The following is a 25,431-nucleotide window of genomic DNA, read 5'->3' as shown; positions in this document are numbered from 1 at the left end:
GATCATGGCCAAGCGCATCGACGTCAGCGGACTGTCGGCCTTCTACGGCACCACCAAGGCCATCGAGGACATCTCGATGAGCATCGAGCCCCGCTCGGTGACCGCCTTCATCGGCCCCTCCGGCTGCGGCAAGTCCACCTTCCTGCGGACCCTCAACCGGATGCACGAGGTGATCCCGGGCGCCCGGGTCGAGGGCAAGGTCCTCCTGGACGACGAGAACCTGTACGCCTCCAACGTCGACCCGGTCGCCGTGCGCCGCGCGGTCGGCATGGTGTTCCAGCGCCCGAACCCGTTCCCCACCATGTCGATCTACGACAACGTGATCGCCGGGCTCCGGCTCGCCGGCGTCAAGAAGAAGTCCGTGCTGGACGAGGTGGTGGAGCGCTCGCTGAAGGGCGCCAACCTCTGGAAGGAGGTCCACACCCGGCTGAACAAGCCGGGGGCCGGCCTCTCCGGCGGTCAGCAGCAGCGCCTGTGCATCGCCCGCGCCATCGCGGTCGAGCCCCAGGTCCTGCTGATGGACGAGCCCTGCTCCGCGCTCGACCCGATCTCCACCCTCGCCATCGAGGACCTGATCGGCGAGCTGAAGGAGCAGTTCACCATCGTCATCGTGACCCACAACATGCAGCAGGCGGCCCGCGTCAGCGACCGCACCGCCTTCTTCAACCTGGCCGGCGTCGGCCAGCCGGGCAAGCTGGTCGAGCTGGACGACACCCAGCGGATCTTCTCCAACCCGCAGGTCCAGGCGACCGAGGACTACATCTCCGGCCGCTTCGGCTAGACCGGACACCCCGTCACGGGCGCCGCCGTCGCGCGTGACGGACCGCGAGCTGTCCCGTGGTGCTGCATGGCGGTGCCGCCACGGGACATGGAAAAGGGCCCGCCCCCGAGATGTGGGGGCGGGCCCTGCCCGTTCACGCTTCCTGCGGGGCCGTCAGCCCCAGAACAGGTGGACGAACCAGTACATCAGCGCTGCGACGATGGCGGCCGCCGGCATCGTGATGAACCAGCCGAGCACGATGTTCTTGGCGACGCCCCAGCGCACCGCGCGGACCCGCTTGGTGGCCCCCGCGCCCATGATCGCCGCGGTGATCACGTGGGTGGTGGAGATCGGCGCCTTGAAGACGAACGAGGTGATGTACATGACCGCTGCGGAGGTCGCCTCGGCCGCGAAGCCCTGCGGCGGGTCCAGCTCGATGATCTTGCGGCCGAGCGTCCGCATGATCCGCCAGCCGCCCGCGTAGGTGCCCAGCGAGAGCATGGCCGCGCAGGAGATCTTCACCCAGACCGGGATCCCGTTGCCGGACTGGTGGCCGGAGATGGTCAGGGCCAGGACCACGATGCCCATCGTCTTCTGGGCGTCCTGGAGACCGTGAGCCAGGGCCATCGCGGCGGCCGAGGCGGTCTGGGCGACCCGGAAGTTGCGCTTGGCCTTGTGCGGGTTGGCCCGGCGGAAGATCCACAGGATCGCCAGCATCACCAGGAAGCCGCCGACCAGGCCGACCACCGGGGAGACGATCATCGGGATGATGATCTTGTCGAGGACCCCGCTCCAGATCACGTCGACCCCGCCGGCCAGCGCCGCGCCCACCATGCCGCCGAACAGCGCGTGCGAGGAGGAGGACGGAAGACCGAAGTACCAGGTGACCAGGTTCCAGGCGATCGCCCCGATCAGGGCGGCGAACAGGATCGCCATCCCCCGATCGCCGGTGGGGGTCTCGATGATGCCCTTGGAGACGGTGTGCGCCACGCCGCTGCCGAGGAACGCGCCGGCCAGGTTCATCACCGCGGCCATCGCCAGTGCCGCCCGGGGGGTGAGCGCCCGGGTGGAGACCGAGGTGGCGATCGCGTTCGCCGAGTCGTGGAAGCCGTTGGTGTACGTGAAGAAGAACGCAACGCCGACGACGGCGATGAGTGCTGCCATGTCCACGAGGGTCAGGACTCCTTGACGGCGATGGTCTCCACCGTGTTGGCGACGTGCTCGAACGCGTCCGCCGCCTCCTCAAGGACGTCCACGACCTGCTTGAGCTTGAGGACCTCGATGGCGTCGTACTGACCGGAGAACAGGTGGGCGAGCAGCTTGCGGTGGATCTGGTCGGCCTGGTTCTCCAGCCGGTTGACCTCGATCCAGTACTCGGTGAGGTTGGACATGCTGCGCAGGTTGGGCATCGCCGCGGCGGTGAGTTCCGCGGCGCGCGCCAGCACCTCGATCTGCTGCTCGACGCCCTTCGGCAGGGTCTGGATGTCGTAGAGGACGACCAGGTCGACCGCCTCCTCCATGAAGTCCATGATGTCGTCCAGCGACGAGGCGAGGCTGTAGATGTCCTCGCGGTCGAAGGGCGTGATGAAGGACGAGTTCAGCTGGTGGAAGACGGCATGGGTGGTGTCGTCCCCGGCGTGTTCGGCGGCGCGCATGCGCTCGACGATCTCCGCGCGGGCCGACACGTCTGATCCCAGCAGCTCCAAGAGGAGCTTCGATCCGACGACGAGGTTCTCCGCCGCGGCGGCGAACATGTCGTAGAAGCTCGTCTCCTTCGGCGTCAGGCTAAAACGCACGGAAATCTCCGATGTGCGGGGTAGGGACTGAACGATGCTAGGTGCAACCAAGCGCAATCACGCAAACGGGGTGTCGGGGAAGGAGCCGGACCCTCCCCTTCCGTTCGGCTGCCGCACCGGCTGATCCGGACCGCACCGCCACGTACGGATACGGGCCCAGTCTGACGGAACCTCGCCCGGATTGTCCCCGTCGTGCGTGCGGAAGACCGGGGCGCCGCTCAGACGGGTGAACCGCGGGGCACCCCTCCCCGACTCCGTGGCACATGCCGGGTCGGCCGTCGGAACACCACGGAAGGCCCGGGTGTTGGAGACTGGTGGCCGACGCAGCCACCAGGCACTGAGACGAAGGCGGGCCGATGACCACGACGCAAGCGCGCACCGAGCCGGAGCACGCGCAGGGGACCGACCCGCACGCCGGCCACGCGGCCGGAGGGCACGGCCCGCACGGCTACAGCGCGCAGAAGGACGCCCACCTCAAGCGGCTGCGCCGGATCGAGGGCCAGATCCGCGGCCTCCAGCGCATGGTCGACGAGGACGTCTACTGCATCGACGTGCTCACCCAGGTCTCGGCCAGCACCAAGGCGTTGCAGTCCTTCGCGCTCTCCCTGCTGGAGGAGCACCTGCGGCACTGCGTCGCCGCGGCCGCCGAGGAGGGCGGCGCCGAACTGGACGCCAAGGTGGCGGAGGCCACCGCGGCGATCAGCCGCCTGCTGCGCAGCTGAGCCGCCGGCACTCCGGTGCCCCCGTCCGTCGCCGCACCCGTCCGTCGCTCCGGCCGCCAGCCGCGGGGCCAGCTAACCGTCGGCCTCCCGGTCGCCCCGTCCGGGTTCGGTCCGGTCGAGCAGCACCTCGTCGATCCGCTCGGTCGGCAGCCGGTCGCCGGAGCTGGCCGTCGCGGCGATCATCAGCTCGCCGGCCAGATCGATCTCGTCGAGGGCCGCGTCGTCGTGGCCGCCGCTGCGGCCGCCCGTGGACGACACCACCTGCACCACCCCTTCAGTGCCTCGCCAGCCCGGGCGGCAGCCACCCGGAGTCCAGCCTAGGCACTTCGGGGCCCGTCCACATGGCACGGACGGGCCATCTCGGCGCCGCCGAAACGGGTGGCCGTCGCTCCCCGGACGGCCACCCGTCCCGGCGGCGCCCCGTCTCGCCCCGGCGCCGGAGCGCTGCCCCGGTGGCCCGGGGCCTGCCGGACCACCCGCCCTACTTCGGGCTCTCCGTCGGCTTCATCTGGTAGATGTCCGAGGCCGAGGGCTCGGCCGCCTCCACCGGCTTGCCGAAGTCCGTCAGCGAGGTCGTCGAGGTCACCTTCACCTGGTCCCTGGGCTCCTTCGACCCGGCCACCCCGGCGAAGGTGAACACCTCCACCACCTTGCGCAGCCGGCCCCGGTCGTCCAGCCAGGCGTCGTACGGCACCTCCCTGACGGTGAAGGTCTGCGCGCCCATCCGCAGCCCGTCCCCGCCCCGGCCACCGGTCGCGTCGGCCGCCTTGGCCAGGTCCAGGGTGCCCCGGTAGTGGTGCAGCGCCACCCCGTCGACGGTCTCGGAGCCGACCGCCTCCGCCTTCTGCGCCCCGCGCAGCGCCCCCGCCGCCGAGGCCGGGTCGGTGGCGCCGCTGCTGACCAGGTTGCCGTCCGGCAGCTGGCGCACGTCCAGCTTGACCCACTTGCCCTCGGGGACCTTGGCGCCGCTGTTCTGGAGGTAGACGGTGCCCGGCAGGACCACCTCGACGATCTTCCCCGTGGTCGCCGCGCCCGGCGGCACCTGGACCTCCAGCCGGCCGATCCGCTTCACGTAGTCGTAGCCGCCGGTGCCGCTGAACGAGGCCTTCTTCTCGGCGGACTCGGTGACCAGCTCGGTCGCGGTGTGCGCGGAGCCGGTGCGGCCGGTGATGTCGGCGGCGTTGCGCACCGCCGTCAGCGGGTCCGCGACGAGCTGGTCGGGGGCGCCCGACTGCTGGTCGGAGGAACCGCCGCCGGAGCCGGCCGCGCAGCCGGCGGCCCCCGCCGCCAGGGCGGCGACGAGCAGGGCGGCCCCGGCCGCCGAGCGCAGGCGCGGACCCGGGCGGCGTGCCGGCCGTCCGGTGTGCTGCTGGTCGGTCATCTTCATTCCCGCGACAACCCCCTCGGGCCCGACTGCCCTGCCGGACACCGCCGGGTGGGCAGAACTCTTTCCGGGTAAACGAGTTGGGGCGCCAGGGGTTACGGGTGCCCGGCCTCCGGCGGGCGTCGCGCGGCACCCGTCCGGCGCGTTACGGTGAACCACGTGCACAGTGAGCTGCCGGCCGCACCCGGCACCGCCCGGATGCCCGAACACCGCCTCGCGGTCAGCGAGCGCGGCTCCTTCGCCTTCGCGACCTGTAGCTGCGGCTGGTACTCGCCGGCCCGTCGCTCGCGCGACCTGGCCCGCCGCGAGGGGGCCGACCACCTCGCCGAGAGCGGCGCCGAGCCGGACTGACCGCACGCGGCCCCGTGCGCCGGCCTGTGTGCTTATGGGGCGTCAGGCCGCGAGGTCGGACTCCGGCGGCTGCTCCCCGGCCCGTACGGCCCCGCGTCCGCGCCGGCGGCCGCGCGGACCGGCCCCGCCGCGGGCGGCCGTGCCACCGCGCTCGGACGTCCGGATCAGCGGGCCGACGGCGGTACGGCTCAGCGCGTGGCAGAACGGCACCAGCACCGCCATCGCGATCGGCGCCAGCAGCAGCACCACGGCGACGGCGAGCGCGAAGCCGCCGATCACGTCGGTGGGGTAGTGGACGCCCATGAACATCCGGCAGAAGCCCTGGAGGAGGGCCAGCCCGCCGGCGATCCAGCCGAGCCTGCGGTTCACCAGGAACAGCCCCACCGCGACGCCCATGGTCATGGTCGAGTGGTCGCTGACGAAGGAGTGGGTGCCGGCCTTGCCCTCCACCAGCACCAGCAGCCCCGGATGGTCGACGAAGGGGCGCGGGCGGTCGACGATCGCGGCGATCGGCAGGTTGGCCAGCTCGGCGACGGCCACCGAGAGCGGCACCCAGAGCAGCCCGGCCATCGCCACCGGCGCGTCCGGACGGCGCCTGGCCTGGAGCCAGGCCACCAGGCCGAGCATCGCCAGGCCGATCAGGATGCCGTACTCGCCGATCCACGAGACCAGGTGGTCCAGCCACTCCGGGGAGCGCTTGGCCAGGCCGTTGACGGCGTAGAGCAGGTCGAGGTCGGGGTTGGTCGTGTCGGCAAGCGGCGTCGACACGCCGCACCTCCTTCTGGTCCGCTGCACCTGTACGTTCCCGCCGGGGCCCGCCCGGCACGGGGAGCTGACGGGGGACCACCGGACCCAACGTCATCGCCGGGACACAGCGTTCCATGGAAACGCGCGGTTATGGAAACGTGACTCAGCGTCCACAGTGCGCACACAGGTCCCGGTCGTCCCCGTTGTCCCGGCCGCCCCAGGGCTACCGTCCCGCCCCGGTGGGGCTCACCCCGGCCGGTGCGAGCGGGGCGGCCGCGGCGGCCCGGACGGGGGTCGCCGGGGTGTTGCCCGGTGTGCCGCCCCCGCTTCCGGCGGGGGCGGTGGGCGCCGTCTCGCTCGGGCGGCTCGGGGCGTTGACCGCGCCGTCGCCGTTGCGGGTCGGCAGTGCCTGGGCGCCGTCCGAGGTGACCCGGGTCGCGCCGATGTACTCCCTGCTGTCGATCTTGTCGTAGCGGATCACCGCCCCGGTGTGCGGCGCGTTGATCATGTAGCCGCCGCCGACGTAGATCCCGACGTGGTGGATGCTCCGCGGATCGCCCAGGTCCGTCGCCCAGAACACCAGGTCGCCCGGCCGCAGCTGATCGCGCGACGGGTGCGGCCCGGCGTACCACTGGTCGTTGGCCACCCGGGGCAGCGTGATGCCCACGCTGGCGAACGCGGCCTGGGTCAGGCCCGAGCAGTCGAACCGCCCGTTCTGCGAGGGCAGGCCGTCGCCGCCCCACAGGTACGGGGTGCCGAGCTTGGTCTGCGCGAAGTAGATCGCGGCCGCCGACTGCGGGGACGCCTCCACCGGCGCGGCCGGCGAGTCCGGCGCGGTGAAGCTGCGGGCCATCGCCTGGATGTTCCGCACGTAGCCCTGGGTCTCCCGGTACGGCGGGATGCCGCCGTTGCGCGTCACCGCGTACGGGCCGGCGTTGTAGGCGGCCAGCACGTTGGCCTGCGGGTCGCCCGGGACGTTGGCGACGTCCTTGGCGAGCGCGCAGTCGTAGACCGCCGCCGAGGCGATCGCGTCGTACGGGTCCCAGACGTCCTTGCGGCCGTCCCCGTTCGCGTCCGTTCCGTACATCGCCCAGGTGCCCGGCATGAACTGCGCCATTCCCTGGGCCCCGACGCCGGACCGCGCCCTGGGGTCGAAACCGCTCTCCTGGTACAGCTGTGCCGCGAGCATCGGCGGGGAGATCGCCGAGCACAGCGAGCCCCACTTCTGGATCGGCTCCTGATAGGCCGCCGGGACCGTTCCCGGGGAGAGGGAGGAACGATTCGCCGCCTGTTTCGGCGTCCCACTTGCCGCATAAGTCCCCATCGTCACCAGCCCGATGAACCCGAACGCGACAACTCCCGCAGCGGCGGCGGCCGTCCCGGCCTTCCGGAGTACCATCAGCACCATCCCGACGAATCGTCAGTCGAAGTGTCCCGGAAGGCGTTGCTCACCGCAATCATCAGAGATACGAACAGTGAGCGCTATCCTTCGTACGGTGTACATCCTCGCGTACGTGTCCGACGCCTCACGACCAATCTGCGAGAAGTAGCCAAGTCGACATCAGATCTGGCCAAGAATAGGCCCCGACCCTTCGCGCGGGCCGGGTCCGGGCCCTTGAATTTGCCTGATCGGGCGGTGAGATGGAAATGAACCTGAGCAGCGAGCACACCAATGCGGTCGGCCACCTGGCCGAGGACCCCCCCAAGAAGCCGAACATCGACACCATCATCGGCGGAATCGCCCCGGACTGGGGCCCGTTCGCGACCCTCGGGTCGGAGGCCCGGGTGATGGTCGAGGTCGTCATGGCCGTCGCCATCCTCATCTGCCTCGGCCTCGCGGTCTGGGGTGCGGCCAAGCAGCGGATCGGTGCGACCGCGATGCGCGACAGCTTCGGCGCCGAACAGGGCAAGGGGCTGATCGTCGCCGGACTGACCGGCGTGTTCATCATCGGATCACTCGGCACTCTGTTCACCATTGTCTACGGCATGGCGATCTGACGATCGGACAGCAGTAGTCCGGCCTGTCCGGGACCGGTTCCCCGTCCGGGTCCCTCCGGTGGCCGGCCGCCGGGAGTCCACCCCGTCTCCACCCCCGTTCCCACCCTCCGTCCGCGCCCGCCCCCGGGCGGAGGGCCCCCGGAGCCGCCCCGGCTCCCCGCACCAGGAGGGCCGCCGTGCCGTTGTCCGACGACCAGCCGCACACCCGTACGCGGCTGCCGGTCGGCGAACAGTCCTCCCCCCAGCCGAGCTACCGTCAGTCCCGGCCGCTGCGGGCCCTGCTGACCGTCCTGGTGGTCGTCACGCTGCTCGTGGTGGCCATCGCCATCGCCAACCGCGTCAAGCCTGAGGCCGGAGCCAGCGGCAGCGGTGGCGGCGGCGGCTCCGCCGACCGGGCCGCCCCCAGCGCTGCCTCCGGCGCCGGCCCCGCCCCCAGCGGCGACCAGCCCGTCGGCACCACCGCCAACGGCATCCCGACCGGCTACCCGCACACCGAGCCGGGCGCCCAGTCCGCCGCCACCAACTACGCGGTGGCGATCGGCTCGGCGGACATGTTCCGCACCGACAGCCGGCACGGCATCGTCGCCACCATCGCCGACCCGGGCGCCCTGGCGGGGCTCCAGAGCCGGTTGGACCAGGGCTTCGGCGGCGACACCGTCACCCGCTACGGCCTCGACGCCCAGGGGCACGCGCCCAAGGGCCTCACCTTCGTCAGCCGTACCGTCCCGGTCGGCGCCAAGTCGGCGGCGTACACCGACGGCGACGCCAAGGTCGAGGTGTGGTGCACCGGCCTCACCGGCCTCGCCGGCGAGCGCTCCGTCCAGCCGGTGACCACCAACTGGTTCACCCTCACCCTCTCGCTGCACTGGACGGGCAGCGACTGGAAGCTCACCGACTTCACTCGCAAGTCAGGCCCGGCCCCCATGCCAGGCGACCAGCAGGCGGCCACAGCGGATGAGATCGCCGGATCAGCAGAGCAGTTCGGAGGGTTCCGCTATGCGCGTTGACGGTGTGGTCGGGAAACGGCCTCCTCGGTACAGCCGGGTCGTCACGGCCCTGGTCCTGTTCCAGATCACAGCCATCGCCATGGCGTCCCGCGCCTTCGCTGAACCGAGCCCTTCGGCCAGCAACAACTGTGATGTCCTGCCACTGCCCGGCAGTGACGTCTACTGTGCTTCCAAGCCTGGAGGTTCGATTCCTGGGGGCGGCACCGTCGGGAACGTGGCCGATCCGCTCGGGGCGCTGGCCAAGAGCTGCGCTCAGGCCGCGGCGTGGGTGGTGCGGAAGCTGTCGGGGGCGATCGACGGGACGACGCAGGTGGACTTCACCAACGCGTCGTTCCTCCAGCAGTACGCCGTGGTGTTCGCCGTGTCGACGGTGATCACCCTGGTGCTGTGGCTGCTGGCGGTGACGAAGCGGGCGGTGCGGGGGGCGCCGCTGACGGCGGCGTTCTCGGAGGCGATCGGCTTCCTGTGGCTGACGGTGGTGGCGTCCGCGTTCACGCCGTTGATCCTGTTCACCGTGGTGAGCGTGACGGACGGTCTGACCAAGACGATCTCGGTCGGGACGAAGACGGACACCGGGTCGTACCTGAGCGGGTTCGCCGACACGCTGGAGAAGGGGGACGTGGGCGGTGGCCCGCTGATCCTGGTGATCGTGTCGCTGGTCGCGGTGCTGGCGGCGGCGGTGCTCTGGGTCGAGCTGCTGATCCGGGCGGCGATGCTGTACGTGGGTGCGCTGCTGGGTACGGCGGTGTACGCGGGGCTGGTGGACCGGCAGCTGTGGAAGCATGTGCGGCGCTGGGCGGGGGTGATGCTGGCGGTGGACCTGGCGAAGCCGATCATCGTGGTCATCATGGGCCTGGCGGGCGCGGTGGCGACCGGGGCCGGGGCCGACGACGACTTCGCCCGGGTGCTGTCCGGCCTGGCGATCCTGTTCCTGTCGATCTTCGCGAGCGCCGCGGTCTACCGGTTCGTGCCGGGCTTCGGGGACGAGATCCTGAACATGCGCCAGGCCAGGGCCAATGCCGTGCAGGCCGGTTCGGCGATGATCAACGGAACCGCGAACCTGATGAAGCAGGGCATCTCCACCCACGGCGAGCGCGGTCTGCCGGGGGCCGGCTCGGGTGGCGGCGGGGGCGCCGGCGGTGGTTCGGTCGCGCCGGGCATCGCCGCCCACGCGGGCCGGACGCCGGCCCCACCGCCGCAGGCCGGGCCGAAGCAGGTCTCGGCTCCGGTCCGCGACAGCAATCCAGCGAAGGGAGGGTGACGGGTAAGTGAGCAGTGAACCGCTCGGCCAGTACGGTGCCCAGTACGCCCAGCCGTACGTGCACCAGCGCCGCACCTACCTGATCGGCAAGGCCCGCCCGAACGCGCCGATCGGCCGGAACCGGGAGTCCGGCGAGATCATCATGATCATCTTCGGGGCCTTCCTCGGCATGCTCTGGGGCCTGCTGATGCCGATCCTGCCACTGCGGATCGGCGGTCTGGTCGGTCTGCCCGTGCTCGCCATCGCGGCGGTGTACGTGCCGTACCGCAAGCGGACGTTCTACAAGTGGGTGGAGATCAACCGCACCTACCGGCGGACGGTCCGCAGCGGGCGGGCGGTGTGGCGCTCGGACGTGATGGACGCCGGCACCCGGCTGGACGGCCGGGAGGTGGAGGTCGGTCCGCCGCCCGGGGTGGGGCGGCTGCGCTGGCTGACGGCGCCGTTCGGTCCGGACGAGGTCGGGGTGCTGATGCACCTGGAGCGGCGCACGGTGACGGCCGCGATCGAGATCGAGGGCCCGGGCGTCGGGCTGCGCGACTCGGAGGACCAGGAGGCGCTGGTCGACCGCTTCGGCACGCTGCTGAAGCACGTCGCGAACGGCGACGGCTTCGTGACCCGTCTCCAGATCCTGGCCCGGACGCTGCCGGCCGATCCGGACGCGCACGCCAAGGACGTGGACCGCCGCGGCGATCCGGCCTCGCCACGCTGGCTGAAGGACTCGTACGACCAGCTCCAGTCGATGGTGTCGACCTCCTCGGAGCAGCACCGGGCGTACCTGGTGGCCTGCATGCACTACACCCGCGACCTGGCCGCCGAGGCGCACGCGATGGGCCGCAGTGCCGATGAACAGCGTGCCGCCGGGCGCCGGGCGCGGGACGACGAGGGGCTGGCGGCCGTGATGGCGCGCGAGCTGACCGACATCTGCGCCCGGCTGGCCGAGGCGGACATCCGGGTGCGCCAGCCGCTGGGGCAGGCCAGGCTCTCCTCGCTGCTGCACTCGATGTACGACCCGGACCACCCGATCGACCACATCCAGGCGATGTCCCGGCGCAACGCCTGGCCGGCCGAGCTGGACGCGACGCACCCGCAGTACCTCCAGGCGAAGACCCGCGAGTCGGCGACCAGGGAGCCGTGGTGCCACGCCACGGCGTGGATCAAGGAGTGGCCGCTCACCCCGGTGGGCGTCAACTTCCTGGCGCCGCTGCTGGTGCACACCCCGGACGTGATCCGCACCGTCGCGGTGACGATGGACCTGGAGCCCACCGACGTCGCGATCGAGCGGATGCTGACCGAGAAGACCAACGACGAGGCCGAGGCCAGCCGTGCGGCCAAGATGAACCGCACGGTCGACCCGCGCGACCTGGCCCACACCGGCCGGGTGGACCAGCGCGGCGACGACCTGGCCTCCGGCGCGGCGGGCGTGAACCTGGTCGGCTACATCACGGTCTCCTCGCGCAATCCCGACGCGCTGGCCCGCGACAAGCGGACCATCCGGGCCTCGGCCGGCAAGAGCTACCTCAAGCTGGAGTGGTGCGACCGCGAGCACCACAGGGCCTTCGTCAACACCCTCCCGTTCGCCACCGGCATCCGCCGCTGAGCACGACCCGCTGAGCACGTCCGACCCCCGGATGCATCCGTACCCGTCCACCGCCGACCCGACAGGAGGCCGCCCATGGCGATCGGCAACCTCACCGAGGCGTTCACCAGCCTGATGTTCGGCAAGGTGGAGACCACCCGCCTGCCGGTGCGCACCTCCACCGGCCAGGCGCAGGCCGTCTACCTGCCCACGGCCGCGCCCGGGCTGGGCGACTCCGGCGTGATCATCGGCCGCGAGGTGTACAGCGGCAAGGGGTACGTGTACGACCCCTTCCAGCTGTACGGGCAGCAGCTGCCGGCCCCGCACTGGCTGGTGCTCGGCGAGTCGGGGAACGGCAAGTCGGCGCTGGAGAAGACGTACGTGCTGCGGCAGTTGAGGTTCCGTGACCGCCAGGTCGTGGTGCTGGACGCGCAGGGCGAGGACGGCGTGGGCGAGTGGAACCTGATCGCCAACGCGCTGGGGATAAAGTCGATCCGGCTGGACCCGATGGCGGCCAGGGACGGCGGGGTGAAGCTCAACCCGCTGGACCCGGCGATCACCCAGACCGGCCAGCTGTCGCTGCTGCGCACCATCGTCGAGGTGGCGATGGGGCGCGGGCTGGAGGAGCGGGCCGGCTTCGCGCTGAAGGCCGCGCACGCCCACGTGGTGGCCTCGGTGCAGGACCGCCAGCCGGTGCTGGACGACATCATCGACACCCTGCGCAACCCCGAGCTGTCCTCGGTGGAGTCGCTGGGCGTATCGGTGGACGAGGTGCAGTCCTGGGGCCTGGACGTGGCGCTGGTGCTGGACCGGCTGGTCGACGGTGACCTGCGCGGCATGTTCGACGGGTCGACCACCGACGGCATCGACCTGGACGCGCCGCTGATCGTCTTCGACCTCTCGCACATCGACCGCAACTCGATCGCGATGCCGATCCTGATGGCGATCGTCGGGGTGTGGCTGGAGCACACCTGGATCAGGCCGGACCGGAAGAAGCGCATCTTCCTGGTCGAGGAGGCCTGGCACATCATCAACAGCCCGTTCGTGGCCCAGCTGTTCCAGCGGCTGCTGAAGTTCGGCCGCCGGCTCGGGCTCTCCTTCGTCGCGGTGGTGCACCACCTGTCGGACGTGGTGGACGGCGCGGCGGCCAAGGAGGCGTCGGCGATCCTGAAGATGGCCTCCACCCGGACGATCTACATGCAGAAGGCCGAGGAGGCGCGGGCGACCGGCCGGGTGCTGGGCCTGCCACGTTGGGCGGTGGAGATCATTCCCACGCTCTCGCCGGGCATCGCGGTCTGGGACGTCAACGGGAACGTCCAGGTGGTCAAGCACATCATCACCGAGGCGGAGCGACCGCTGGTCTACACGGACCGGGCGATGACCGAGGACGCGGTGGCCGAACGGGCGCGCGCGGAGCGGCACCTGGCCGCCGAGCCGGGGGTCTGAGGGGCGCCCTCCACGGGCTCCGCACCCGGCGGACGGCGACGGTTCGTCAGGAGGTAATCCTCTCGTTACGTCCGACGTCCTGACAGCTACGCGCGTTGACCCTAGGCTTCGCTGACGCAACACATGCCCGATCGCCGGTGCTGTCCACCGCCGGTGCTCCTCCGAGGTGCAGGGGAACCCTTCATGCTCACCGTCAGATCCCGACGGACGGCGCTCGCCGTCGTCGCCGCCGCAGGTCTGCTCGGCACGGTGGTCGTGCCGACGGCCGCCCAGGCCGCCGACGCCAACGCCAAGCGCCACAAGACCGTCAACCTCCAGCTGCTGGCGATCAACGACTTCCACGGCAACCTGGAGCCCCCGGCCGGTTCGTCCGGCACGATCAAGGAGATCGACCCGGCCACCGGCAAGGAGGTCGCGACCCCGGCCGGCGGCATCGAGTACCTGGCCACCGAGCTGCGCAGGGCGCGCGTCCCGGCCGACGACTCGATCACCGTCGCGGCCGGCGACATCATCGGAGCCAGCCCGCTCACCTCGGCGCTCTTCCACGACGAGCCGACCATCGAGGCGATGGACAAGCTCGGCCTGGACGTCAGCGCGGTGGGCAACCACGAGTTCGACGAGGGCGCGCAGGAGCTGCTGCGCATCCAGGACGGCGGCTGCCACCCGACGGACGGCTGCTACGAGCCGGGCCGCACGTTCAAGGGCGCCAACTTCAACTACCTGTCGGCCAACGTCACCAACGAGAAGACCGGCAAGCCGGTGCTGGCCCCGTACTGGGTGACCAAGTCGCAGGGCGTGAAGGTCGGCTTCATCGGCGTCACCCTGGAGGGCACGCCGAACATCGTGACCGCCGAGGGTGTCAAGGGCCTGAAGTTCGCCAACGAGGTCACCACGATCAACAAGTACGCCGCCGAGCTCAAGGCCAAGGGCGTCAACTCGATCGTCGCGCTGATCCACGAGGGCGGCTACCCGGCCAGTAGCGTCTACAACTACGACTGCGGCGCGGCCGGCCAGGGCATCTCGGGTCCGATCGTCGACATCGCGCGGAAGATCGACCCGGCGGTCGGTGCCATCGTCACCGGCCACACCCACAACGCGTACGCCTGCAGCATCCCCGACCCCAACGGCGTCCCGCGCTCGGTGACCAGTGCCGCCTCCTTCGGCCGGCTCTTCACCCAGATCGACATGAAGCTGGACAAGACCACCGGCGAGATCGTGCGTCCCTCGGTCAAGGCCGAGAACCACGTGGTGCGCCGCACGGAGAAGGCGTCCGATCTGACGGCGCTGGTCGACCACTACCAGAAGCTGGCCGCCCCGATCGCCAACCGTCCGATCGGCTACATCGCCTCGGACATCAACGGCCGTGGCAACAGCGACCTGGAGAAGCCGCTCGGTGACGTGATCGCCGACGCGCAGCTCGCCGGGCTCGCCCCGGCGGACAAGGGCGGCGTGCAGGTCGCCTTCATGAACCCCGGCGGCATCCGCGCCGACCTGGTCCACAAGGCCTCGGGCAGCGAGGGCGACGGCGTGGTGACCTACGGCGAGGCGTTCACCGTCCAGCCGTTCACCAACATGATGCAGGTCAAGACGCTGACCGGCGCCCAGCTGATCCAGCTGCTCCAGCAGCAGGTGAGCGGTTCCAACGCCGCGGCGCCGAAGATCCTCCAGGTGTCGTCGAACCTGCACTACACCCTGGACCTGCGCAGGACCGGTGCGGACCGGGTGGTCCTGGACTCGGTCCGGCTGAACGGCGCCCCGGTCGACCCGGCCGCCGCCTACCGCGTCGCGGCCAACGAGTTCCTGGCCGGCGGCGGCGACGGCTTCCCGGCCTTCGCGGCCGGCACCGACAAGCTGGTCGGCGCCTCGGACCTGGATGTCTTCGCGGCCTACCTGAGCGGCCACAGCTCGGCGGCCTCGCCGCTCCAGGCCCCGGCGCAGGACCGGATCAAGGTCATCGGCCCGGGCAGCGACCTCGACTGACCGTGAGCCGGCCCTGAGAGGGCGGGTGGGGCGCCGTCGGGGCGCCCCGCCCGCTCCTCCGTCATTCCGGGGCGGGGCCGCCGGGCAGCCGGACGGTGGCCAGCGCGCCGGGACCGCCGTCGGCGGCCGGGCCGAGGGTCACCTCGCCGCCCGCCTCCCGGACGCTCTGCGCGACGATCGACAGCCCGAGACCGGAACCGGGCAGCTGGCGCGAGGACGGCGAGCGCCAGAACCGGTCGAAGACGTACTGGAGTTCCTCGGGCGGGATGCCGGGGCCGTGGTCGCGGACGGTCAGCACGCCCTGGTGCAGCCGGACGTCGATGGTGCCGCCGGGCGGGCTGTACTTGACCGCGTTGTCCAGCAGGTTGATCACCGCCCGTTCCAGCCCGGCCGCGTCGCCGTGCACGTACCAGGGCTCGGTGTCGGTCTCGAAGACCAGCCCCGGGCCGCGCAGTTCGGCCCGCTCGACGGCCCGGGCGGCGATCTCGTGCAGGGCGACCACGGTGGGGGCCGGGCCGCTCTTCGGGGTGTCCGGGCGGGATAGCTGGAGCAGGTCGCCGATCAGGACGGTGAGTTCCCGCATCTGCGCCTTCATGTTGCCGAGCAGCTTGGTCTTGGTCGCCGGGGGCAGTGGGCGGCCGGTGTCGTCGCTGCGGATCAGCAGGTCGACGTTGGTGCGCAGGGAGGTCAGCGGGGTCCGCAGCTCGTGCCCGGCGTCGGCTATCAGCCGGGTCTGCCGCTCGCGGGAGTTGGCGAGGGCGGTGCTCATCGAGTTGAACGAGGTGGAGAGGCGGGCGATCTCGTCGTCCCCGTGGACCGGGATGGTGGTGCCGACCTCCTCGGTCCTGGCGATGTGCTCGACGGCGTCGGTGAGCCGGTCGACGGGCTTGAGGGCGGAGCGGGCGACCAGGCGGCCGGCCACGGCGGCGAGCAGGATGCCGCCGGCGGAGACGGAGCCGAGGAGGACGGCCAGGCTCTGGAGGGAGTCCTCGACGGGCTGGGTGGGGGTGGCCACCATGACCACGACCGGCACCGTGTACCTGGGGTCCATGGTCAGCCGGATCAGCGCGGGATCCCCGTTGGTGTACCGGCCTTCCCGGATGACCGACTGGCCGGGCTTGAGCTGGAAGACGGCGGAGTCCTTCGGCTCGGTCACGATCGCCTTGGTCGCGCCGGGGGGCAGACAGACGCCCTTCCCGTACGCGAGGAACTGGGTGTCCCGGGGGGCGGCTCCGGTGAGTGCCTGCTGGCTGCTGACGGGCTGGCGCTCCAGCGCGTGTTCCGGGGTGTCGTAGCAGGTGAGGTCCCCCCTGCCGGGCATGCCCAGCGGCGCGCCGGCGAGATCCGTCCGCACCTGGTCGTACAGCTGCTTCTCCACGATGAACCAGCACGCCAGCGCCGACAGCGCGATCGCCACCGCCACCGCCGCCGCGCTCAGGAAGGTGAGCCGGCTGCGCAGCGAGCGGGAGCGGTACCAGCGGAGGATGCGCTGCCGGCGGCCGGACGTGCGGGGCGGGACCAGCGGCGGGGCCAGCGGCGGGGGCGGAACGTTGTTCACGCGCTCGGGCCGGTGGCCGGGCGCAGGGCGTAGCCGACCCCGCGTACGGTCTGGATCAGCCGGGGCATGCCGCCCTGCTCGGTCTTGCGGCGCAGGTACATCACGTACACGTCCAGGGAGTTGGAGGAGGGCTCGAAGTCGAAGCCCCAGACCGCCTTGAGGATCTGTTCGCGGGTGAGGACCTGGCGGGGGTGGGCGAGGAACATCTCCAGCAGCATGAACTCGGTGCGGGTGAGTTCGATCGGCTTGCCGGCCCGGGTGACCTCACGGGTGGCGGTGTTCATCCGCAGGTCGGCGAAGGCGAGCACCTCGCTCGCGTCCTCGACGGCGGCGCGGGCGGCGGCCTCGGCGGCGAGGGCGTTGCGGCGCAGCAGCGCGCGGACGCGAGCGAGCAGCTCGTCCAGTTCGAAGGGCTTGGCGAGGTAGTCGTCGGCGCCGACGTCGAGGCCGGTGACGCGGTCGCCGACGGCGTCGCGGGCGGTCAGCATCAGCACCGGGACGGTGTCGCCGCGCGAGCGCATCCGGCGGACGGCGGTGAGGCCGTCCATCCGGGGCATCATGATGTCCAGCAGGACCAGGTCGGGCCGGTCGCGTTCGACGGACTCCAGGGCTTCGTAGCCGTCGGTGGCGGTGGCGACCTCGTATCCCTCGAAGGCGAGGCTGCTCTCCAGGGCGTCCCGGAGGGCGGGTTCGTCGTCGACCACGAGGAGCCGGGCGGAGGGGTGGCCGGCCTCGGCGGTGGTGCGGTCGTCGGCGGACGGGGTCATGGGCGGGTGCCCTTTCTCGTCGGGTGGAGGGCCTGCTGGGGCAATTGTCCGTCTCAGGAAGTGTGGCTCACAGACTCTGGCCGGCCTGGAGCTTCGGCAGAACCTGCTTGATGTCGTCGATCGGGATGGCGAAGCCGAGGCCGACGCTGCCGGCCGAGCCGCTGTCGGAGGAGCCGGAGCCGCTCGGCGCGTACATCGCCGAGTTGATGGCGATGACCTGCCCGTTGGCGTTGATCAGCGGACCGCCGGAGTTGCCGGGGTTGAGCGCGGCGTCGGTCTGGAAGGCCTTGTAGGTGGTGGTGCTGCCGTTGTCGGGCTGCGGGGCGGTGCCGCGGAGCCCGGGCAGGTACGGGAGGCCGAAGCCGCCGTTGCTGCCGGTGGTGCCCTCGTCGAGCTTGACGGTGACGTCGCGGTTCTCGGCGCTGATGATGCCGGAGGTGACGGTGCCGGTGAGGCCGTCGGGGTTGCCGATGGCGACGACCGGGTCGCCGACGGCCACGGCGGAGGAGTCGCCGAGGACGGCGGGGGTGAGGTTCTTCGCGCCGGTCGCGGTGATCACGGCGACGTCGAGTGCCTTGTCGGTGCCGGTGACGGTCGCCTGGGCGCTGGAGCCGTCCTTGAAGGTCACGGTGATCCGGCCGCCGGCGGTCGCGGTGTCGATCACGTGGTAGTTGGTGAGGATCTGCCCGTCGGTGTTCAGGACGACGCCGGTGCCGGTCGAGGTGCCGTTGCCGCTCTTGACGGTGATCTGGACGGTGCTGGGGGAGACCGCGGCGGCGACGGCGGGGACGTCGGCGCTGCCGTCGGAGCGGGCGGAGACGGGGCTGGCGACGGTGCCGACGCGGTCGCCGTTGCTCTGCCGGTCGGCGGTGACCAGTCCGCCGGTGACCCCGCCGAGGACGGCGGCGATCGCGGCGACGGCGGTGACCAGGGCGAGCCGGCCGCGCAGCACTCCGCGCCGGGCCCGGCCGCCGTGGCCGCCGGGGCCCTCGGGGGAGCCCGGGCCGAGGATCGTGGGCGGCTCGGGCGGGATCGGCGGCGGGGGCGGCGGTCCGTCGAAGCCTCCGCCGGAGTGGTCGTCGTGGGGGCCGTACCCGGCCGGAGCGCCGCTGCCGGGGCCGCCGGCGGCCGGGCCGGTGCCGAGCACGGTGCCCTCGATCACCCGGGGCTCGTCGGCCTGGTACGGGCCGTACTGCGCCTGGGCCTGGTACGGGCCGTACTGCTCGTCGGGCCGGTACGGGCGGTACTGCTCGTCGGGGTGCTGCTGCTGTTCGGTCATGCCGACCAAGCTCGGCCCGGTGCATGAGGACTTCATGAGAACCGGCTCAGAACGGGGAGAGAAGCCCGTTGACTTCTCATAAAGCCTGGTCAGGCAGTCCGCCGAGCGGAATCGACTATTCCGGTACGGACCGGCTCGGGCCGTCGCCCGAGCAGCCGCAGGAGCGGCGGATGACCAGCCGGGACGGGAACGTGCGGACCCGCTCGGTGTCGGAGCCGGGCACCATCAGCGAGTCGTCCAGCACCAGGTCCACGGCGGCCCTGGCCATCGCGTCGCGGTCGGAGGCGACGGTGGTCAGCGGCGGGTCGGCCAGCGCGGCCTCCGGCACGTCGTCGAAGCCGGCCACCGCGAGGTCCTCAGGGACCCGCAGGCCGACCTCGCGGGCGGCCCGCAGCACGCCGATCGCCTGGTCGTCGGTGGAGCAGAAGATCGCCCGCGGCCGGTCCGGCGAGCGCAGCACGCCGAGCGCGACGTCGTAGGCGCCGTAGCGGTGGAAGGGCGCGTCGATCAGGTGCGGTTCGGTGGGGACGCCGTGCGCGTCCATGGCGCGCTGCCAGCCCTCGACGTGGTCGATGACCGGGTCGCCGGGGGCGGGGGACTCGACCGGGCCGCCGAAGCAGGCCACGTACGGGTGCCCGTGCACCTCCAGCAGGTGGCGCACGATCGCCTCGGCGCCGGCCACGTCGTCGGTGACCACGGCGACGTCGTCGATCGCCTCGGGCCGGCGGTGCAGCAGCACCACCTTGGCGCCCTCCATCGCGGCGAACTCCTCGGCGGCGCGCTGCGAGGGGCCCTGGCTGACCAGGATCAGGCCGGAGACGCGCATCCCGAGGAAGGCGCGGACGTAGTGCACCTCGCGGTCGTCGACGTAGTCGGAGTTGCCGATCAGCACGAGCTTGCCGCGCTCGGAGGCGGCCCGTTCCACGGCGTGCGCCATCTCGGCGAAGAAGGGCTGGCGGGCGTCCGGGACGACCATGCCGATGAGGTTGGTGCGGCGGGAGGCCATCGCCTGGGCGACGCTGTTCGGCCGGTAGCCGAGCTGCTCGATCGCCGCGAGGACCTTCTCCCGGGTCGCGGGCGCGACCGGGCGCGGCCCGTTGTTGATGACGTAGCTGACGACCGCGGTCGAGGTACCAGCCAGTCGGGCTACATCGTCGCGCGTCACTTTGGCCACGGGGGGAGTCTACGCGTGTGCTCTCCGGGGCGGCAGTGGGACCTGGGGCCCCGTCCGGCAGGCCGGCGGGCGGCTCCGGGAGGAAGCCGGACAAGCCGGGCGGGAGTCGGCCCGCCCGGCCCTGCCTCAGACGTCCAGGGGGGTGGTGGGGCGCTGGGCGAGCTCCGGCCGCTCGCCCTTCTCGGGCTTCTCCGGGACGACGAAGCGGTAGCCGACGTTGCGCACGGTGCCGATCAGCTGCTCGTTCTCCACACCGAGCTTGGCGCGCAGCCGCCGGACGTGCACGTCCACCGTCCGGGTGCCGCCGAAGTAGTCGTAGCCCCAGACCTCCTGGAGCAGCTGCGCCCGGGTGAAGACCCGGCCGGGGTGCTGGGCGAGGTACTTGAGCAGCTCGAACTCCTTGAAGGTGAGGTCGAGCACCCGGCCCTTGAGCTTGGCGGAGTAGGTGGCCTCGTCGACCGAGAGGTCGCCGTTGCGGATCTCCATCGGGCTGTCGTCGGTGACGACCTGGAGGCGGCCGAGCGCGAGCCGCAGCCGGGCCTCGACCTCGGCCGGGCCCGCGGTGTCCAGCAGGACGTCGTCGATTCCCCACTCGGCGGTGACGGCGGCCAGGCCGCCCTCGGTGACCACCAGGATCAGCGGGCAGCCGATGCCGGTGGAGCGCAGCAGCTGGCAGAGGCTACGGATCTGCGGCAGGTCGCGCCGGCCGTCGACGAGGATGACGTCCGCGCTGGGGGTGTCCACGAGGGCGGCGCCCTCGGCGGGGGCCACCCGGACGTTGTGCAGCAGCAGGCCGAGGGCGGGCAGCACCTCGGCGGAGGGTTGCAGCGCGTTGGTGAGGAGGAGGAGAGAACTCATACCCGGTGGTCCCCTTTCCGGGTCGTCGCGGTCACGTGACGGCTGCCGCCACAGCCGGATGGCGCACGTGCTGAGGGGGAGGAGCGGACGACGGTCGCCCGCGGCGCGCCGGGGGAGTGGACGGCGTACCGGGCGCGACGGCGGGTCCGCAGGGGGTCCCGCGACCCCTGGCGCACCGTTCCTGCCCTGTTCCTCACCGTGAACCCTCCGGTCTGGTCCGGTGCCGGGTGGCGGCCCGGTGCCGGGTGGCGACGCCCCGGCCCGGCCGGGGCACGTCGTTGTGCCGCGTCAGGCGGGTTCCCGCGGCGCGTCGGAGGTGGGCCGACGAATCGCAAGAACGTCCGTACTGGCGTCCTGGAAGCACAAAAGGACCCGGGGGCGACTCTGCCCGGATCCCTCTAGGTGGTCGAGGATAGCCGACCACCCCCCGGGCCGGGAGTGCCCCAATCCGGCGGTTCGCCCGAATCGGGCGTGCGCCGGGTGAGGCTGGACACAGCTTCGAGTGCCGGTCCGGCGTCCCCCGGTGGCGGTCGGGTGGAAGGCCGGTGCGTGCTCCGTGTCCGTCCGGCCAGGGCGATTGCCGCTCGTGGTGGCGGACACGCCATCATGGGACGCACATCGTCGGCGCTGTTCGGGTCCATCGTTCGGGTGGCCGTGCGGGTGCCGTGGTGGCGGACCGGACCGGGGCACCGGGGCCGGGCGAGGACGACGAGAAGGGGTGGCCCGATGGGCGCGACCACCGAGCCCGCGAGCGGAGCCCGGGTGCGCGGGACGATCCGCTACTGGGCGGCGGCGAAGTCCGAGGCCGGGCTGGCCGAGGAGCCGTACGAGGCGGCGACCCTGGCGGAGGCGCTGGCGGCGGCCAGGGAGCGGCACGCCGGCCGGCCGAAGCTCGTCCGGCTGCTCGGGCACTGCTCGTACCTGGTCGACGGTGCCCAGGTGGGCGGCCGCGACCACGCGGCCGTCGCCCTGACCGAGGGCGGGACGGTCGAGGTCCTCCCGCCGTTCGCGGGAGGCTGAGCGGCGTGACGGACATGAACAACCCGAACCATCCGAACCACGGCGGCCACGACGAGTGGCCGCCGCAGCCCCACCAGCCCCAGGCACCGCAGCCACCGCGGTACCCCCACCAGCCGCGGCACCAGCAGCACCCGCAACAGCACCAGCCCTTCCCGCCGCAGCACTCGGGCCACCGGCCGCCGTACGGCTACCCGGTGGACGACGCGGCGGCGACCACCGTGCTGCCGCCGGTGCCCGCGTTCGACGACGCGGACGCGACCACCCTGCTGCCGCCGGTGCCGGCGGTGGACGACGTCGAGACGACGGCGCTGCTGCCGCCGGTGGTGGTGTCCGGTGTGCCGCCGGTCGCACCGCGGCAGCACCAGGCCCAACAGGTCCAGCAGCCTCAGCAGGCCCAGCCTCAGCGGCCGGGGCGGTCCCGGCCGCAGGCCCAGCCTCAGCCCCAGCCGGACCCGACGGTGCAGCTCAGGCAGCCGTCGAGGCCGCGGGCCAGGCACGCGGCCCCGGCGCCGCAGCCCGCCCCCGCACAGCAGGCGGCGGACGCCTTCGACCCGCCGACCATGACGCTCAAGCGCCCGACCGCGCCCGGCCCGGTGGGCCCGGGCCGGGCGGCAGGCCCGCCGGGCGCCCCCGCCGCGCCGCCGTACGCGGCCGTCCCGCCGCCGGCCGCGCAGCCCGCGGGCCCGCCCGGCCGGACCGGCTCGCCGATCATCGACCCGGGCCTGCGGCCGGCCCTGATCACCGCCGGCGCGGCCGCACTGCTGGCCGGGGGCGCCGCGCTCGGCCAGATCGCCCTGGCCCTGGTGCTCGCGCCGCTCCAGCTGCTGACGGCGGCCGGCTGGTTCCGGCTGAACGGCATGTGGCCGGCCCGGCAGGGCATCCTGCTCGCCGCGCTGGCCGGGCTCGTCGCGGACGTCTCGGTGCTGCTGGCGGACTCCGACGGCGGCGTGGCGGCCGTGGTGGGCACCCTGGGCGGGTTCTTCCTGCTCGTCCTGGTGCTCCAGACGTTCCGCCCGTCGGACCCGAAGGAGCGGTTCTACGCGCTGACCGTGCTCGGCTCCGCCACTGTGGTGACGGCGCTGGGCACCATGCTGCTGCTGGCGGACTGGGTGCCGGCCGGGGTGGGCGCGGTCGCGCTGGCCACCGTGCTGGCGGCGGCGCCGCTGCCGGGCCCGAAGCAGCTGGGCCCGGTGCTGGGCCTGGCCGCGGCGGTGGTGCTGGGCCTGCTGGTCGGCGCGCCGGTGGCGCTCGGCCTGCTGGCCGGGCTGGGCGCACTGGTCGGCCGCCGGGTCGCGGCGTACGACTTCCCGTCCCGCTTCGTGCACATGACGGCGGGGGTGGCGCTGCCGCTGGCGGTGGCCGCGCCGCTGATCTGGATCGCCACCGACCTGCTGGCCTGATCCTCCTGTCCGGCCCGGCCGCGTCGGCTGGGCCGGGCGGGCCCGGTCCCGCCCCGGAACCATGTTCCGGGGCGGGACGTCGTACGGTCGTGCGGGAGCGGGCGCGTCCTGCGCCCGCCACGGAGCGGCGAACGACCCACTGAGACCCACTGAGATCCACTGCGAACGACTGCGAACGACTGCGGACGACCGGCGGCGACCGGCGACGACGGGGGACACGATGCGCGGATGGCTGAAGGCCACGATCGGCCTGGCGGTGCTCTCCGGCCTGCTGCTGGGCGCCGACCGGATCGCGGTCGGCGTGGCCGAGGACGAGGCCGCCGACCGGATCGTGAAGAGCGGCCGGATGAGCCAGCGCCCGGACGTGTCGATCGAGGGCTTCCCGTTCCTCACCCAGGTGCTGTCGATGAGGCTGGACGACGTCCGGATCTCCTCCGACGGCCTGACCGTCGGCGACGGCGGCCACCAGGTGGCACTGCACTCGTTCAAGGCCAAGCTCGCCGGGGTCAAGGTCAGCGACAGCATGAACAGCGCCACGGTGGAGAGCGGCACCGGCAGCGGGGTGATCTCCTACCCGGACCTCGCGCAGCTGCTGCCGCCCGCCTCCGAGCTGCTGCACGGGACCAAGCTGCCGGTGGGCGGCAGCTCCCGGCTGAGCCTGTCCTACGCCGGTCCCGGCAAGATCAAGGCCTCGCTGGGGCCGCTCGCGATCGGTGAGGGCACCGTGCACAACAAGGGGAACACCGTCACGGTGGACGGCTTCCGGCTGAGTTCGCTGGTGGGGGCGGTGGCCGGTGTCACCAGCCAGCAGATCGAGCCGATGAGCTTCACCCTCGACCCGCTGCCGGCCGGGCTGGGACTGGCCGACAAGGACGGCGGGGGCGGTGGCGTGACCCCGCTGCCCGAGGGCCTCCAGCTGACCTTCGACGGCAGGGACGTCAAGCTCCTGGGCTGATCCCCGGCCCCTTCCGGGCCCTGCCGAATCGTTCCGCTCCGCGAGACGCGCTGTCCAGCGCGGGCCGCGGAGCGGTGTCGTTTCCGCCCCGGGGGTGCCGCCGGAGGGCTTCCGGGCGGGCCCCGGCGGGCCGGACCGAGGCCATATCCCACGATGCGGTCGTTTCGATCCCAGCATTCGATACGCTGATGACAGCGGGCCTCCGGTGTCCCTAGCATCGTCGGCATGAAGCGACAGACGGACCTCACGAAGCGGCGGGCGGTAGACCTGTGCCGCGTGGCCGCCTGTCTGTGTCGAATGCGCTGACTCGGCGCCCCGGCAGGGCAGTTGACGCCCGCCGCCGATCTTCCCGGCAACCGCGCCCGGCTCTGTGAGCGGGCTGGCGCCGACGTACTCCGCAGCTCCCCGCCCGGTCGCACCGGTCCACCCTCCTCGTCCCGGTATTCGGACGGGAATTCGGACCGCACCCATCTGGGCGTCCTCGCAGCACCCTCCTGAGCAGCACCTTCCGCACAACCGCCCTCGGATGGAGAACACCACCATGAGCCGCAGCGACGTCCTGGTCGACGCCGACTGGGTCCAGGCCCGCCTGGACGACCCGAAGGTCGTCATCGTCGAGGTCGACGAGGACACCTCCGCGTACGAGAAGAACCACATCCGCAACGCCGTCCGGATCGACTGGCGGCAGGACCTCCAGGACCCGGTCCGCCGCGACTTCATCGACCAGGCCGGCTTCGAGGCGCTGCTCAGCGCCAAGGGCATCGCCAACGACGACACCGTCGTCCTGTACGGCGGCAACAACAACTGGTTCGCCTCGTACGCCTACTGGTACTTCAAGCTGTACGGCCACGGCGACGTCCGCCTGCTGGACGGCGGCCGCAAGAAGTGGGAGCTGGACTCCCGCGACCTGGTCGCCGAGGTGCCGGCCCGCCCGGCCACCCAGTACACCGCGCAGGCCGTCGACTCCTCGATCCGCGCCTTCCGCGACGACGTGCTCGCCGCCATCGGCAGCCTGAACCTGGTCGACGTCCGCTCGCCCGACGAGTTCTCCGGCAAGCTGCTCGCCCCGGCCCACCTCCCGCAGGAGCAGTCGCAGCGCCCCGGCCACGTGCCGAGCGCCCGCAACATCCCGTGGGCCAAGAACGCCAACGACGACGGCACCTTCAAGAGCGACGACGAGCTCAAGGCGCTGTACGAGGCCGAGGGCGTCGACCTGGCGAAGGACACCATCGCCTACTGCCGCATCGGCGAGCGCTCCGCGCTCACCTGGTTCGTGCTGCACGAGCTGCTCGGCCAGGAGAACGTCAAGAACTACGACGGCTCGTGGACCGAGTACGGCAGCCTGGTCGGCGTGCCGATCGAGCTCGGCAACTGAGCCCCGGCTCGACCCGT

Annotated in this window: 25 protein-coding genes; 14 read left to right on the top strand and 11 right to left on the bottom strand. The window is 72.2% G+C overall.

Annotated elements, in window-relative coordinates:
• The first annotated feature begins 4 nt into the window (after positions 1–4).
• Positions 5–781: a phosphate ABC transporter ATP-binding protein PstB gene (gene pstB, locus ACZ7C5_RS27335; protein ID WP_188298806.1), complete on the top strand. Its 777-nt coding sequence runs from the start codon at positions 5–7 to the stop codon at positions 779–781.
• Positions 782–934: 153 nt separating this feature from the next.
• Here pstB and ACZ7C5_RS27330 read toward each other — a convergent pair whose 3' ends face one another.
• Positions 935–1,930: an inorganic phosphate transporter gene (locus ACZ7C5_RS27330; protein ID WP_401088548.1), complete on the bottom strand. Its 996-nt coding sequence runs from the start codon at positions 1,928–1,930 to the stop codon at positions 935–937.
• 5 nt (positions 1,931–1,935) lie between these two features.
• A complete protein-coding gene (locus tag ACZ7C5_RS27325) occupies positions 1,936–2,556 on the bottom strand; it encodes a DUF47 domain-containing protein (protein WP_188298808.1) in 621 nt (206 codons plus the stop codon).
• A 356-nt stretch (positions 2,557–2,912) separates the two neighbouring features.
• On the opposite strand from ACZ7C5_RS27325, the gene ACZ7C5_RS27320 reads away from it, so the two are divergent.
• Complete coding sequence (locus tag ACZ7C5_RS27320; RefSeq protein WP_401088549.1) at positions 2,913–3,278, top strand: metal-sensitive transcriptional regulator; 366 nt, start codon at positions 2,913–2,915, stop codon at positions 3,276–3,278.
• A 72-nt stretch (positions 3,279–3,350) separates the two neighbouring features.
• Here ACZ7C5_RS27320 and ACZ7C5_RS27315 read toward each other — a convergent pair whose 3' ends face one another.
• Entirely contained in the window at positions 3,351–3,539 is a 189-nt protein-coding gene (locus tag ACZ7C5_RS27315; RefSeq protein WP_223244828.1) for a hypothetical protein, read from the bottom strand.
• Between the two features lie 220 nt (positions 3,540–3,759).
• Positions 3,760–4,659, bottom strand: a complete 900-nt coding sequence (locus tag ACZ7C5_RS27310) for an SCO4651 family lipoprotein (RefSeq protein ID WP_401088551.1) — start codon at positions 4,657–4,659, stop codon at positions 3,760–3,762.
• A 162-nt stretch (positions 4,660–4,821) separates the two neighbouring features.
• Here ACZ7C5_RS27310 and ACZ7C5_RS27305 point away from each other — a divergent pair, with 162 nt between their 5' ends.
• Positions 4,822–5,013, top strand: coding sequence for a hypothetical protein (locus tag ACZ7C5_RS27305; protein WP_401088553.1), 192 nt, complete (start codon positions 4,822–4,824; stop codon positions 5,011–5,013).
• A gap of 42 nt (positions 5,014–5,055) precedes the next feature.
• Here ACZ7C5_RS27305 and ACZ7C5_RS27300 read toward each other — a convergent pair whose 3' ends face one another.
• Positions 5,056–5,781: a phosphatase PAP2 family protein gene (locus ACZ7C5_RS27300; RefSeq protein WP_470323636.1), complete on the bottom strand. Its 726-nt coding sequence runs from the start codon at positions 5,779–5,781 to the stop codon at positions 5,056–5,058.
• Positions 5,782–5,983: 202 nt separating this feature from the next.
• The gene (locus ACZ7C5_RS27295; RefSeq protein ID WP_401088557.1) at positions 5,984–7,159 is read right to left on the bottom strand and encodes a C40 family peptidase; all 1,176 of its coding nucleotides are present in this window, start codon (positions 7,157–7,159) and stop codon (positions 5,984–5,986) included.
• Between the two features lie 248 nt (positions 7,160–7,407).
• On the opposite strand from ACZ7C5_RS27295, the gene ACZ7C5_RS27290 reads away from it, so the two are divergent.
• The 6 genes from ACZ7C5_RS27290 to ACZ7C5_RS27265 all read left to right on the top strand — a co-directional run bounded on the left by ACZ7C5_RS27290 (position 7,408) and on the right by ACZ7C5_RS27265 (position 15,028).
• On the top strand, positions 7,408–7,758 hold the full coding sequence (locus tag ACZ7C5_RS27290) for a hypothetical protein (protein ID WP_470323635.1): 351 nt from the start codon (positions 7,408–7,410) through the stop codon (positions 7,756–7,758).
• A gap of 176 nt (positions 7,759–7,934) precedes the next feature.
• The gene (locus ACZ7C5_RS27285; protein ID WP_470323634.1) at positions 7,935–8,765 is read left to right on the top strand and encodes a hypothetical protein; all 831 of its coding nucleotides are present in this window, start codon (positions 7,935–7,937) and stop codon (positions 8,763–8,765) included.
• On the top strand, positions 8,755–10,026 hold the full coding sequence (locus ACZ7C5_RS27280) for a hypothetical protein (protein WP_470323633.1): 1,272 nt from the start codon (positions 8,755–8,757) through the stop codon (positions 10,024–10,026). Before ACZ7C5_RS27285 ends, ACZ7C5_RS27280 begins: the two co-directional genes overlap by 11 nt.
• Before the next feature lie 7 nt (positions 10,027–10,033).
• Positions 10,034–11,623, top strand: a complete 1,590-nt coding sequence (locus ACZ7C5_RS27275) for an SCO6880 family protein (RefSeq protein WP_401088565.1) — start codon at positions 10,034–10,036, stop codon at positions 11,621–11,623.
• A gap of 75 nt (positions 11,624–11,698) precedes the next feature.
• Positions 11,699–13,048, top strand: coding sequence for an ATP-binding protein (locus ACZ7C5_RS27270; RefSeq protein WP_401088567.1), 1,350 nt, complete (start codon positions 11,699–11,701; stop codon positions 13,046–13,048).
• 183 nt (positions 13,049–13,231) lie between these two features.
• Positions 13,232–15,028, top strand: a complete 1,797-nt coding sequence (locus tag ACZ7C5_RS27265; protein WP_470323632.1) for a bifunctional metallophosphatase/5'-nucleotidase — start codon at positions 13,232–13,234, stop codon at positions 15,026–15,028.
• Between the two features lie 61 nt (positions 15,029–15,089).
• Here ACZ7C5_RS27265 and ACZ7C5_RS27260 read toward each other — a convergent pair whose 3' ends face one another.
• The 5 genes from ACZ7C5_RS27260 to ACZ7C5_RS27240 all read right to left on the bottom strand — a co-directional run bounded on the left by ACZ7C5_RS27260 (position 15,090) and on the right by ACZ7C5_RS27240 (position 20,664).
• Entirely contained in the window at positions 15,090–16,586 is a 1,497-nt protein-coding gene (locus tag ACZ7C5_RS27260) for a HAMP domain-containing sensor histidine kinase (protein ID WP_470323631.1), read from the bottom strand.
• On the bottom strand, positions 16,583–17,353 hold the full coding sequence (locus ACZ7C5_RS27255; protein ID WP_188296177.1) for a response regulator transcription factor: 771 nt from the start codon (positions 17,351–17,353) through the stop codon (positions 16,583–16,585). Before ACZ7C5_RS27255 ends, ACZ7C5_RS27260 begins: the two co-directional genes overlap by 4 nt.
• Positions 17,354–17,420: 67 nt before the next feature.
• Positions 17,421–18,632 (bottom strand): S1C family serine protease, encoded by a 1,212-nt coding sequence (locus ACZ7C5_RS27250; protein WP_401088573.1) that lies wholly within the window; start codon positions 18,630–18,632, stop codon positions 17,421–17,423.
• 115 nt (positions 18,633–18,747) lie between these two features.
• The gene (locus ACZ7C5_RS27245; RefSeq protein ID WP_401088575.1) at positions 18,748–19,806 is read right to left on the bottom strand and encodes a LacI family DNA-binding transcriptional regulator; all 1,059 of its coding nucleotides are present in this window, start codon (positions 19,804–19,806) and stop codon (positions 18,748–18,750) included.
• 126 nt (positions 19,807–19,932) lie between these two features.
• A complete protein-coding gene (locus ACZ7C5_RS27240) occupies positions 19,933–20,664 on the bottom strand; it encodes a response regulator transcription factor (RefSeq protein WP_188300445.1) in 732 nt (243 codons plus the stop codon).
• Positions 20,665–21,390: 726 nt separating this feature from the next.
• Here ACZ7C5_RS27240 and ACZ7C5_RS27235 point away from each other — a divergent pair.
• The 5 genes from ACZ7C5_RS27235 (at position 21,391) to ACZ7C5_RS27215 (ending at position 25,414) form a co-directional block, all read left to right on the top strand.
• Complete coding sequence (locus ACZ7C5_RS27235; RefSeq protein ID WP_188300444.1) at positions 21,391–21,684, top strand: MoaD/ThiS family protein; 294 nt, start codon at positions 21,391–21,393, stop codon at positions 21,682–21,684.
• A gap of 5 nt (positions 21,685–21,689) precedes the next feature.
• Positions 21,690–23,084 carry a hypothetical protein gene (locus ACZ7C5_RS27230; RefSeq protein ID WP_470323630.1) on the top strand — a complete coding sequence of 465 codons (1,395 nt, stop codon included), beginning with the start codon at positions 21,690–21,692 and terminating at the stop codon, positions 23,082–23,084.
• A gap of 220 nt (positions 23,085–23,304) precedes the next feature.
• A complete protein-coding gene (locus ACZ7C5_RS27225; protein WP_401088578.1) occupies positions 23,305–24,039 on the top strand; it encodes an LmeA family phospholipid-binding protein in 735 nt (244 codons plus the stop codon).
• Positions 24,040–24,264: 225 nt separating this feature from the next.
• Positions 24,265–24,345, top strand: coding sequence for an Ms5788A family Cys-rich leader peptide (locus ACZ7C5_RS27220; RefSeq protein WP_350517234.1), 81 nt, complete (start codon positions 24,265–24,267; stop codon positions 24,343–24,345).
• Positions 24,346–24,580: 235 nt separating this feature from the next.
• Positions 24,581–25,414 carry a sulfurtransferase gene (locus tag ACZ7C5_RS27215; protein ID WP_188300441.1) on the top strand — a complete coding sequence of 278 codons (834 nt, stop codon included), beginning with the start codon at positions 24,581–24,583 and terminating at the stop codon, positions 25,412–25,414.
• The last annotated feature ends 17 nt before the right edge of the window (positions 25,415–25,431 follow it).

Source organism: Kitasatospora sp. NPDC036993 (assembly GCF_055607525.1).
Note: the sequence above shows the minus strand (reverse complement) of the source record. Positions and strands in the feature narration are given on the sequence as shown.

Bases quoted from the DNA above. Each gene is read 5' to 3' on its own strand.
- ACZ7C5_RS27255 (WP_188296177.1), bottom strand. From the start codon at position 17,353: ATGACCCCGTCCGCCGACGACCGCACCACCGCCGAGGCCGGCCACCCC.
- ACZ7C5_RS27215 (WP_188300441.1), top strand. From the start codon at position 24,581: ATGAGCCGCAGCGACGTCCTGGTCGACGCCGACTGGGTCCAGGCCCGC.
- ACZ7C5_RS27225 (WP_401088578.1), top strand. From the start codon at position 23,305: ATGCGCGGATGGCTGAAGGCCACGATCGGCCTGGCGGTGCTCTCCGGC.
- ACZ7C5_RS27265 (WP_470323632.1), top strand. From the start codon at position 13,232: ATGCTCACCGTCAGATCCCGACGGACGGCGCTCGCCGTCGTCGCCGCC.
- ACZ7C5_RS27310 (WP_401088551.1), bottom strand. From the start codon at position 4,659: ATGACCGACCAGCAGCACACCGGACGGCCGGCACGCCGCCCGGGTCCG.
- ACZ7C5_RS27235 (WP_188300444.1), top strand. From the start codon at position 21,391: ATGGGCGCGACCACCGAGCCCGCGAGCGGAGCCCGGGTGCGCGGGACG.
- ACZ7C5_RS27250 (WP_401088573.1), bottom strand. From the start codon at position 18,632: ATGACCGAACAGCAGCAGCACCCCGACGAGCAGTACCGCCCGTACCGG.
- ACZ7C5_RS27280 (WP_470323633.1), top strand. From the start codon at position 8,755: ATGCGCGTTGACGGTGTGGTCGGGAAACGGCCTCCTCGGTACAGCCGG.
- ACZ7C5_RS27295 (WP_401088557.1), bottom strand. From the start codon at position 7,159: ATGGTACTCCGGAAGGCCGGGACGGCCGCCGCCGCTGCGGGAGTTGTC.
- ACZ7C5_RS27240 (WP_188300445.1), bottom strand. From the start codon at position 20,664: ATGAGTTCTCTCCTCCTCCTCACCAACGCGCTGCAACCCTCCGCCGAG.
- pstB (WP_188298806.1), top strand. From the start codon at position 5: ATGGCCAAGCGCATCGACGTCAGCGGACTGTCGGCCTTCTACGGCACC.
- ACZ7C5_RS27270 (WP_401088567.1), top strand. From the start codon at position 11,699: ATGGCGATCGGCAACCTCACCGAGGCGTTCACCAGCCTGATGTTCGGC.
- ACZ7C5_RS27290 (WP_470323635.1), top strand. From the start codon at position 7,408: ATGAACCTGAGCAGCGAGCACACCAATGCGGTCGGCCACCTGGCCGAG.
- ACZ7C5_RS27320 (WP_401088549.1), top strand. From the start codon at position 2,913: ATGACCACGACGCAAGCGCGCACCGAGCCGGAGCACGCGCAGGGGACC.
- ACZ7C5_RS27220 (WP_350517234.1), top strand. From the start codon at position 24,265: ATGAAGCGACAGACGGACCTCACGAAGCGGCGGGCGGTAGACCTGTGC.